This window comes from Shewanella sp. 10N.286.52.B9, from assembly GCF_002873635.1.
In the GTDB taxonomy this organism is placed as follows: domain Bacteria; phylum Pseudomonadota; class Gammaproteobacteria; order Enterobacterales; family Shewanellaceae; genus Shewanella.
The window spans coordinates 1-9,791 of record NZ_MCTY01000193.1; the positions used below are offsets into that span (position 1 = coordinate 1).

Below are 9,791 nucleotides of genomic sequence, written 5' to 3' on the forward strand. Positions count from 1 at the left end.
ATGATTTTGTGCTATTTATCTAAGCTAACTTTAGCCGTTAGCAAAGCCACACACAGTTAAATAACCGCTAAATCAGCCGCTAAAACTGCGAAATTTAATTAATAATATTACTTATGATTAATTTAATTAATAACCATTCTCATTAAACTTATTATATTAAATGTTGGTTACAGATTGTTGCAAATATTATTGCGCACATATTGAGTTGGCGTGCAGCCTGTTGATTTAGAAAAGTATCGGCTAAAACTTGGTAGATCTTTAAAGCCACTTTCATATGCTGACTTTTTTATATTACCTTTATTATTTTTCAAAATAGTTATAATAGAATTCATTCTGGTATTTTGAATCATGTCTTTTACACAGCAGTTTTCAGTTCTAAGTTCACGCTGTAAACCCCTTTCTGAAACCCCAATTGAATTGGCAAGATTGGGTAAACTTAATGCTGACGGTGGCATGCTATTAGCGGCAGCTTTTACCCGGTCACTACTAGAAAGTGTTAGCTTATTTTCAGCCATTACCGGGTTAACATCTCGTTCATCTTTTGCCACTATCACTGACATTGACTGACAGTTAAAGGTCACATTATCAAACAAGTCTACATCAACACCATAGAATGACCGTTCGAATGGTAACTCAATAATTATGCTAGACTTTTTAGTGAGTGAGCAACCTAAAATATGCGTAAGACAGCTATAAATAAACAAGTCATCATATTTAGATGCAATCGCTTGAGGAGCCCGTTTAGCCACCAAACCTAGGCTATGTTGCGTTTCAATATTATGCCAATTCAGATCTGATACTTGATTATAAAATTGGGTAAATGCCAGCAGCTTTTGTGCATCACTTACCTCTGCTGAAAAGTCGATATCAGTAAACTTGATGATCCGCTGAATAAAATATTGTATTAAATCAATAAAGAAATACTTATTGTCACAATTATTTTCTATATAACGTAATAAGTTAGTAATGGTATTAAAACCAATCAAATCTGTATCTGCAAGATATTTAAAGTGGTTATATTCATCAGGTAATGGAAAATTAATTAACTCGCAATATTCACACACAATCTTGGTGTGAACAGCTGGCCGGCACTTATATTTTATCATCTGAAAACATCTAAATAATATCCACATTTATTGGACGGTTATTTTATTTGTTTTTGCTACTCAAGATGCTGACACGGATCACATATGTCGTTTTCTGATAATTCAATTGCATCGATTAGATTTCTACACATCCCTAGAATACCCCCTCTTAATTAGTACACTTTTTAACGTTTGATTTAATAAGGTCAGGTAACTTAATGAACTGGTATCGTAAATTCATAACCTATATCAGCATAACGCTCTGTTTATGCTCATTTAGTGCTATCTCTTCGCCATGGGATGACATGCCAGCAGACCAATTAGAGCAACAATTAGTTGAAAAGTTCGCTGCCGGTAAGTATTCCCCTAAAGGGGCAGACAGCTGCTTAATGTGTCACCGCAAAAATGACAAAGTCATGGATATCTTCAAAGGCGCCCATGGCAACTTAACTAATAGTGACTCGCCAATGGCGGGGCTGCAGTGCGAAGCTTGTCATGGCCCTCAAGGTAACCATAACCGTGGCGGCAAAGAGCCAATGATCCAATTTGGCCAAGACAGCAAGTTATCAACCCAAGCACAAAATACCGTTTGTCAGGGCTGTCATAACGATCCAAAACAAATGGCATGGCATAACAGCACCCATAATCTTGAAGAAGTTGCCTGTGCTGATTGCCATAACATCCACGCAGCTAAAGATCCTGCCCTAGACAAACTAACCGTTAACGATACCTGCACTAGTTGTCATAGCCAAGAAAAAGCTGACATGAATAAGCGCTCATCTCATCCACTAAAATGGGACCAAATGACCTGTGTTGACTGTCATTCTCCCCATGGTTCTATGACTGAAAGCGCGTTAAATAAACCTTCTATTAATGACACTTGTTATAGCTGTCATGCAGAAATGCGCGGCCCAGTGTTATGGGAACATGCTCCAGTGACTGAAAATTGCGTCACTTGTCATAACCCACACGGCAGCGTTAACGAATCTATGCTCAACAACCGTGCTCCGCAGCTTTGTCAGCAATGCCATGCCGATGATGGCCATGCAAGTCGCGTAGTACCACAACCAGGAATGGATGCCTTTGGCGGCGGAAAAAGTTGTTTAAATTGCCACAGCCAAATTCATGGTTCTAACCATCCAGCTGGCAGCTTGCTGCAACGCTAAATGAGGGCAACAACAATGAACTTTAAACTCAATATTATTACTGCCTCATTAGTGATTGCCTCAGCGCCCGCTATGGCGGCTGATTTTGCGGTAGGTAAAGCTAATACCGCTAATGTTGATCAGCAAAAATATCAATGTCAGCGCTGTGAAGCAAACACTGGCTATAACGGCAGTGTCAGTGTTGAAGCGGGTTACATTAGCAGTGATGATGTTCATGCTGCTAATGCCTTTGGTACTGATCAAGACGGTTTTGTCACTGCCGTTAGCGGTGATGTGAACTACCAAGGCGATAGCGGCTATCAGGCGAGCATTCAAGCTAACCAACTGGGGTTTGAAAACAGCTCAGCGAATGTCAGCGTCGGTAAAGCGGGACTGTTTTCAGTTGATGCCGATTACCAATTACTGACCACCTATCAGTCAGGTGATGCTCAAAGTCAGCTTTATTATGACGATGGCATGATGGTGCCAAGTGACGAGCCATACACCTTTGAGCTATCACAGCAACGTGAAAAAATGGGCTTTGGTGCCAAAGTTAAGCAAGATTTTTATCAAGGCTACCTGCGTTATGAAACCGAAGATAAAAGCGGTTACAAGAGCAGTAGCATTGTTACCCCAAGCCCAGTAAATATTGGTTTAGTTGTCGACTCGACCACTGATTCATTTACCGCAGGCGCAGCGCTTACTGGCGACAACTGGTTAACTGAGCTGAGCTACTTTGGTAGCCAGTACAAAAATAATGTTAACGATCTGAGCTTACCGTATTCATACGACTTGTATGCTGCAACCCCAGACAATGAAGCCCATCAAGTATCACTGTCGGGCCAATATCAATTAAATCGCACTGTGATGTCAGGGCGCTTTATTGTTGGCCGCATGATTCAAGATGATGACCTCATTCAAGTGGCTGGTAATCCAATCCAAAACTGGGATGGTGAAGTCGACACCACAGACGCCAGCTTCAATATCACCTCAATGTTGAGCAACCGTTTACGTCTGGGTGCCAGTTATGACTACAGCAACCGTGAAAACAACAGCTCGGTATTTGAATTTCAGCAATACGACTTTAATAGCTTAAGTGGCAGCTTCAAAGAAAACGTTGCCACTGATATCGAACGCTCAAGCTATAAAGTGAATGCCAGCTACCGCATCAGCAGTGGTTACCGCTTACAAGCAGGTTACGATCGCAAAGATGTTGAACGTACTTACAGCGACCGCGAACAAACTAACGAAGACAACCTATGGGCCAAGTTCAGTATTCGCGCCATTGATAACGTCAATATCAATGTTAAAGCCAGCCACAGCAATCGCGGCGGCTCTGAGTATTTAACCAATGAGCTAACGTCATCTGAAGATAACAGCCTAATGCGTAAGTACTATCTTGCTGATAGAACCCGTAACGATATCGAGCTGCGCGTTAATCACAGCCCACTTGATTGGTTAAGCATCGACTTCACTGGACGCTACGCCATAGATGACTATAACGATACTGTTATCGGCTTAACGGAATCAGAAGATTACGGTTACGACATCAATGTAAACCTACAACTTAGCAAGCAATTATCAGCTTATGGTTTTGCCGGACAACAGTGGATTAATTCAGCTCAAGCTGGCAGCCAAAATTATAGCGACCCTGATTGGTACGCCGATATTGAAGACAAATTTATCAATATGGGCGCCGGCGTGAGCTACGGCGGATTAATGCAGGATCAACTGACTTTAGGGGCTGATTACCTATTCAGTAACTCAAGCAGTGATACCTACGTTACCAGTGATGGCACCACGCCATACGGTGATTATTATTCTTATAACCATAGCGCCAGCTTATATGCCAACTACGCCTTAAGTGACGACATGGCCTTAAAGCTGACGTACCGCTACGAACGCTATTACGACACCGATGATGCTCAAATATCGCCAAATGAAGTCCCTGTAATGGTGACGCTAGGCGAGCTTAATCACAATTATAACGCCCATCAGATCATGCTGAATTTCAGCTATCTGCTGTAGTCGTTACCAACGCGCTGAAAAAATTTTAGTAAGAGGATTTAATAATGGAACGCAGAAGTTTCTTGAAAATGAGTGCGGCTTTAGGTTGCGCTGCAACAGTAACCGGCTGTAACACCAGCTCAAAAGATGCCGAGCCACTACCACCAGAAGTACCTGTTGATGAGACCTTAACTTGGTCAGCATGCTTAGTAAACTGTGGTTCAAACTGCCCAGTAAAAGTATTTAGTCAAGACGGCATCATTACTCGCGTTGAAGCGGATCATGAAGTAGAAGATGAATACGGCCTACATCAAATCCGCGCCTGTGCCCGTGGTCGTTCATTACGTCAACGTACCTATGCAACTGACCGCTTAAAAACCCCAATGAAGCGTATTGGCGAGCGTGGTGAAGGCAAATTTATACCTATTACTTGGGAAGAAGCAGCATCAACTATTGCTACCCAGCTAAACAAAACCATTGCTGAGCATGGTAACAAGTCTATCTTTAGAAGTTACGGTTCAGGTGCTTATTACGGTTTTGCATCAAACGCCTGCTTTAACCGTCTATTCAACTTAGTTGGCGGCTGCTTAAGCTACTACGGTAACTACTCTTGGGCGCAGCAAATTGAAGCGGCTAAGCATACCTTTGGTACTAGCAGCACTGCTGGTTCTTCTACAGTAACCTTAGATCAAAGTGACTTCTTATTAGGTTTTGCTTATAACCCAAGTGAAATCCGTCAATCAGGTTCAGGTGAAGGTTATGATTATCTTAATGCACTGCAACGTAACAACGGCCTAAAAGTAACCTTAATTGACCCGCGTTATACCGACTCAATGTTAGGTAAAGAAAGCACTTGGTTGCCGATCCGTCCAGGAACAGATGCTGCGCTTGCTGAAGCAATGGCATACATCATGATCAGCTCAGGTTGGGTTGAGCGCAAGAGTATCGACTTCATTAATAACCATACTGTTGGTTATGATGCAGCGTCGATTCTTGCTCAAAAGCTAGCGTTTGAAACCAGCGGCGATGCCACTAAAATTGAATATGCCCAGCATATGAACTCTGAAGATAACTACTATGATTACATCATGGCGCAGGGTATCTACAGCGATCGCGCCCCGCGCACTCCAGAATGGGCCCAATCTATTACTGGTATTCCAGCAGCTAAAATAAAACAGCTTGCTGACGATTTAATGGCAGCCCAAAAACCCTACATAGTTGCAGGCGCTGGCGTTAACCGTCAGGCAAATGGTGAGCAATCAGTCCGCGCCATTTATATGCTTAGCGTATTAGCTGGTAAGTTAGGTGTTGAGGGCTCATCAAACGGTGAGCTACCAAACATGACAAGCGCATACCGTGCAGGGATCCCAACTGGCGCTAACCCAGTTAAAGAACAGATTTCATTCTTCTGCTGGTCTGAAGCGATTCACAATGGTGAAACCATGACGGCTCGTACTCATGGTGTTACCGGTACTGACGGTTTAGATACCCCACTTGGAAACAACATCAAAGTGATCATCTCTGCATCTGACAGTTCACTACTGAACCAACACGCAGACATTAATGGTACGGCTGAAATCTTAAAAGATGAAAGCGGCGTTGAATTAATTGTCTCTTGTGACTGTTGGATGACGCCTGGTGCTAAATTTGCCGACATCATCATTCCTGATACCTCTTGGTTAGAATCAAATGACTTAGTTAATGACTCATATGCATCTGGTTCGCTTGACTATATTACTGCAATGAAAGCAGCTGTAGACCCAATTTGGGACTGTAAGTCAATGTACCAAGTATCAGCAATGATTGCTGATGCTATGGGTGTTGGCGCCGAATTTACCGAAGGCAAAACTGAAGATGATTGGTTAGAAGAGCTTTATCAGCAAACGAAAGCAAATGCCGGTAACGCAGATATCAAACCAGCCTTCCCAGCAACGTACAAAGAAGCACAGGACATCGGTTTATTCCGTAACAACACTCATAATCGTCACGTGGCACTAGAAAGCTTCGTCAATGGCGGCGAAGCACTATCAACGCCATCAGGCAAAATTGAAATCTATTCAGCTGAACTTGCTTGGCGCGCAGCGAACTGGGAACAAGACAAGTACAAAGGCGACATCATCACACCACTACCACAGTACACAGTGACTTGGGACGGTTACGAAGATGAAGACACTAAAGAAGATTACCCACTGCAATTAGCGGGTTATCACACTAAAGGTCGTACTCACTCAAGCTATCACAACGTACCTTGGTTACGTGAAGCGGTAGAAGATGCGGTATGGATTAATGCCATTGATGCCCAAGAATACGGTGTGGCTTCTGGTGACAAAATCGAAATGTATAACGAACGCGGCTCAATTGAAGTGGTAGTACGTATCACTCCACGTGTTGCTCCTGGCATTGTGGCTTTAGGTCAAGGCGCTTGGTTCTCTCCCGATCCAAATGGTCGTACAGGTTCAACTGGTAAAGTGATTGATATTGGCGGCGCGATTAACTCGCTGACTAAATATGCACCAAGCCCAGTTGCAAAAGGCAACCCACAGCACACAAACCGTGTTCAAATTCGTAAAGCTATTTAATGGAGGCTACCATGACCGAATCAACTCAATACAGTTTCTACCTTGATACGACTAAATGTACAGGTTGTAAAGCCTGCCATATTTCTTGTAAAGACCGTCAAAGTGGCATTATTCGCGAAGGCGATAAGCCAACAGAAGGCGGTGTACCTGCATTAAATGGCGTTAATTGGCGTCGTGTTTATGAATACGGCGGTGGCAGCTGGAATGTAGACCCAAGCACAGGCTCTTTTGAGCAAAATGTGTTTAGCTACTATGTGTCAATTGGCTGTAACCATTGTAGTGAGCCTGTTTGTGTTAAGGCGTGTCCTACGGGTGCGATGCATAAACGTCGTGAAGACGGCTTAGTCCATGTGGCAACTGACTTATGCATTGGCTGCAGCAGCTGCGCCAAAGCTTGTCCATATGATGCACCGCAATTAGACCAAGAACGTAAAGTGATGACCAAGTGTGATGGTTGTTACGACCGACTAGCAGAAGGCCGCAAGCCTATGTGTGTTGACTCTTGCCCAATGCGCGCAATGGATTTTGATACCGTTGAAAACATTAAAGCTAAATATGGTAATGGTGACGCCCATATCGCCCCCCTACCATCAGAAGGTATTACTTCACCTAATTTGATAATTAAAGCGAATAGAAATGGCGGCCAACAAGGTGACATCCTCAACTTTGCAGAAGTATAACTAAATGATGGCGCCCTTCGGGGCGCCTTTTAACAGGAATGACATAATGACCGACACTACCACTGATGACGCTTATCTAGAGCTACAAGCTATTGCACGTTTACTGCATAACGTTTTATTGGACTATCCAACCGAAGATTCAATCCAGTATTTTGTCAGCAATCAATTAAACCTGACCTGGCCTGCACTACAAGACTCTGAGGCCAATAAGCAAGGTAAGTCATTATTAGGTCAATTCTTCTCACAATGGCACCCAGAACAAATCAACGACATTAAGCTTGATTACGGCCAGCTCTATTTTGGACCCGGCGAGCCTAACGCTATGCCTTGGGGATCCACTTACCTAGGCGAACAACAAATTCTCAATGACGAATCGACTATTAGCTTAATGAACTTTTACAAGCAATTAGGCATTAGTTTCGAATTGAAATTTAACCAACCCGTAGACCATATCGCTTTGTTCTATGCGGTTATCGATCAATTATTGCAGCAATTAATTGATGAACCAGACAATAAGCCAGCTAAAGAAGCGCTTATGGTGTTATTGCAACAACACATGTTGCCATGGTCGGGCCGTTGTCACGAACTCGCCATAAAACATGCTGAAACCGATTTCTATAAAGGCATCGCCCTACTAGCAGGCGATTTTGACACAGTACTCGCTAACACATTAAATATCATCCCAATGCCAATGCGGTTATTTCGCTAGTAGGAAAAGCTTATGAGTGTCATTCGATCCGTCGCCCAGCAGTGGAACAAAGCAGATTTTGCCCTGCAATTACAACAGTACTTTGCTCAAGATAAGGGCATTGGTGAGTTATTTGTCGGCGCAACGCCTTGCTCGACAGTGTGCAGCCTCATCGCCGCGATGATCGAATTACCGCCCAAGCCTAAAAATGAACATTACAGCATGGATATGGAGCAGGTTTTTGATACCTTGTTTCAGTGCTTTTTATTGATGTTTATTAAGGAGCTGGAACATAAACTGCTGACACAACCTGAGCAGTTAATTATGTCGTTGGCAGTGCATTATGCACAAACCATTAGAGATGATGCGCAATACGCCAACTCAAAGCTACAAGACAACAGCCAACGAGTGTTAACCGCCATGGCGCGTTTAGAGTCAGAGCGCAAGCAACAGCGTAAACAGCAATATAATATGGGGAAACGTTAACCACGATTCGGTGTGAAATAGGATATCCCATAAAGCACCGAATTCTAATGAGTTAATTGCTCCCTATACCTTTCAATTATTCCCTACACCTTTCTACTAAATGATCTATTCCGAGGCTGGTTGCTTGCTTATATCAAGCCAACGAGCCCTGCCCAGTAAATTAGAACTAGCCATTTTCATTACTTCAGCCCAACCATCTTCCTAAAAGTTACCCATATAACATAAACAGAAGTTATTAAGTGTTTAATAATAAAGATTAATATCTAACACAAAACGCTAATGTTACGTCAATACTCATTTATTAACCCATATTTACTTATTATCTCTCCAAAACATAAACATGCATTAAATTAACAACTTTAAAACTTTGAAGTAACCCCTACATCTTCAACCACTTAAATACCCAAACTTACTAACGAGACTAAAACCAATAACAAACAAAATATTTACACACCCAGCTAAGTAATTGTTTTTAATCAAATTAAGTGCACACCAATTTACCTCGGTAATAAAAATCATTCGCAGTAAATTTGTGATCATTCGCTGATTTACCCTCCATAACACAGCATAAGTCACGCTTCTGAATTGCAGTTTTTTAACAACTGAATTATCTCGATTTTCTAACTTAGAATTCAAAAATAAACATTCATAGAACAATAAATATCTAACTGAATTATTAAGGGAATTATATTTATGAAAAAAATGATCCTTGCATTAATAATTGGCGCTTCTTCAATATTAATTCCCCATACAAGCACTAATGCCACCCCATGGGATGACCTCAGTTCAACACAATTAGAACAACAATTAATTGAAAAGTTCGCTGAAGGAAACTACTCCCCTAAAGGCGCCGACAACTGCCTAACCTGTCACCGTAAAAATGAAACCGTCATGGACATATTTGATGGCGTGCACGGTAACATTGCCAGCAGCGACTCACCTATGGCAGGCCTACAGTGTGAAGCTTGTCATGGCCCACAAGGCCAGCATAATCGCGGCGGTAAAGAGCCGATGATTGCGTTTGGTTCCGACAGCAAATTGTCTGCCCCAACCCAAAATACCGTTTGCCAAGGTTGCCATAACGACCCAGAGCAAATGGCGTGGCATACCAGCACCCATAA

8 protein-coding genes are annotated in these 9,791 nt (G+C 42.5%); 7 read left to right on the forward strand and 1 reads right to left on the reverse strand.

Translation table 11 applies throughout. The features are described 5' to 3' along the window. Nucleotides 1–167: 167 nt before the first annotated feature. Nucleotides 168–1,106 carry a helix-turn-helix transcriptional regulator gene (locus tag BCU91_RS14465; RefSeq protein ID WP_206747626.1) on the reverse strand — a complete coding sequence of 313 codons (939 nt, stop codon included), beginning with the start codon at nt 1,104–1,106 and terminating at the stop codon, nt 168–170. A 197-nt stretch (nt 1,107–1,303) separates the two neighbouring features. Here BCU91_RS14465 and BCU91_RS14470 point away from each other — a divergent pair, with 197 nt between their 5' ends. From BCU91_RS14470 to BCU91_RS14500, 7 genes are all read left to right on the forward strand, one after another. Next, nucleotides 1,304–2,251 (forward strand): DmsE family decaheme c-type cytochrome, encoded by a 948-nt coding sequence (locus tag BCU91_RS14470; protein ID WP_102531757.1) that lies wholly within the window; start codon nt 1,304–1,306, stop codon nt 2,249–2,251. Between the two features lie 15 nt (nt 2,252–2,266). Further along, the gene (locus tag BCU91_RS14475; RefSeq protein ID WP_102531758.1) at nt 2,267–4,258 is read left to right on the forward strand and encodes an MtrB/PioB family decaheme-associated outer membrane protein; all 1,992 of its coding nucleotides are present in this window, start codon (nt 2,267–2,269) and stop codon (nt 4,256–4,258) included. Nucleotides 4,259–4,302: 44 nt separating this feature from the next. Beyond that, nucleotides 4,303–6,816, forward strand: a complete 2,514-nt coding sequence (locus BCU91_RS14480) for a DMSO/selenate family reductase complex A subunit (RefSeq protein ID WP_102531759.1) — start codon at nt 4,303–4,305, stop codon at nt 6,814–6,816. A gap of 11 nt (nt 6,817–6,827) precedes the next feature. Continuing rightward, on the forward strand, nt 6,828–7,496 hold the full coding sequence (locus tag BCU91_RS14485) for a DMSO/selenate family reductase complex B subunit (protein ID WP_102531762.1): 669 nt from the start codon (nt 6,828–6,830) through the stop codon (nt 7,494–7,496). Between the two features lie 46 nt (nt 7,497–7,542). Beyond that, nucleotides 7,543–8,205, forward strand: a complete 663-nt coding sequence (locus tag BCU91_RS14490) for a molecular chaperone TorD family protein (RefSeq protein ID WP_102531760.1) — start codon at nt 7,543–7,545, stop codon at nt 8,203–8,205. 12 nt (nt 8,206–8,217) lie between these two features. Next, a complete protein-coding gene (locus tag BCU91_RS14495; protein ID WP_102531761.1) occupies nt 8,218–8,670 on the forward strand; it encodes a hypothetical protein in 453 nt (150 codons plus the stop codon). Between the two features lie 693 nt (nt 8,671–9,363). Continuing rightward, nucleotides 9,364–9,791, forward strand: a 428-nt coding sequence (locus BCU91_RS14500; RefSeq protein WP_277869346.1) for a multiheme c-type cytochrome, incomplete at its 3' end; no start/stop codon positions are given.